This is a genomic window from Catenulispora rubra (assembly GCF_015356825.1).
GTDB lineage: Bacteria > Actinomycetota > Actinomycetes > Streptomycetales > Catenulisporaceae > Catenulispora > Catenulispora rubra.
The window spans coordinates 1-961 of sequence record NZ_JAACYW010000654.1; the positions used below are offsets into that span (position 1 = coordinate 1).

At 73.7% G+C, this 961-nt stretch carries 1 pseudogene; it reads left to right on the forward strand.

What is annotated here, in order from left to right:
• Positions 1 to 961: pseudogene (locus GWK61_RS54785) on the forward strand (ABC transporter permease); the annotation flags it as partial.

Genomic DNA, 961 nt, shown 5'->3' on the forward strand with positions numbered 1-961 from the left:
TGCTTGCCCGTCGCCGCCACGGCCCGCAGCACCGCGATCTCCCGCTGCCGCTCGGGGCCTGGCTGCACGGCGAGTTCGTGTCGTTGGGCATCATCCCGGCGAACGTCCCGGTGGTGCTGTCGGTGTTCCCGGTGTTCGCCTCGGTGCTGGCCACGGTGGGCGCCGGCTGGGCGGCGGCGCGGATCTCGGCGCGGCGGGCCACGCGGATCCGTCCGGTGGAGGCGCTGGGGGAGGCGGAGTTGAAGCCGCCGCGGGTGTCGGTTGTCAGGGCTCTGTTCGGGGTGCTGGCGATCGTCGGTGCGACCGTGTTGACGGCGCTGCTGACCGTGCTGCACAGCGACGGGGCCTCGACGCCGGTCTGCTTCAACGCGGTGCTGCTGTGGTGTATCGCGCTGGCGCTGTTGGGGCCTTGGGTGGCGCGGTCGGCGGTGGCGGTGCTGGGGGTGCCGTTGCGGCTGTCGCGGGTCGGGGGGTATCTGGCCGCGAACAACCTGCGGGCCGCCGCGCCGCGGTTGGCGTCGGTGATCACGCCGTTGACGCTGATGATGGCCATGGCGTGCACGATCCTGTTCTCGCAGGCGAGCGTCGCGGACGCGGCGACGGCGCAGCGTGCGGCGGGGAACGTGGCCGACTACGTGGTGGGGAGCAAGGTGCCGACGGGGGCGGCGGCGGAGGTGAAGGCGGTGCCGGGGGTGCGGACGGTGACGCAGGTGCTGCACGCGACGGTGCGGACCGGGCTGAACGATCGGAACGTGCTCGGCGTGACGCCCGCGGGGCTCGGCGACACGCTGGACCTCGGGGTCACGGCCGGGAGCATCGGCTCGCTGACCGGGCCGGACACGGCGGCGGCCGCGCTCGGGCAGGGATACCGCGTCGGGTCTCAGGTCTCGATGACGCTGCCGGACGGGACGCCGGCGCAGGTGACGATCGTCGCGCTGTATTCGCGGCAGTTGGGCTTCGG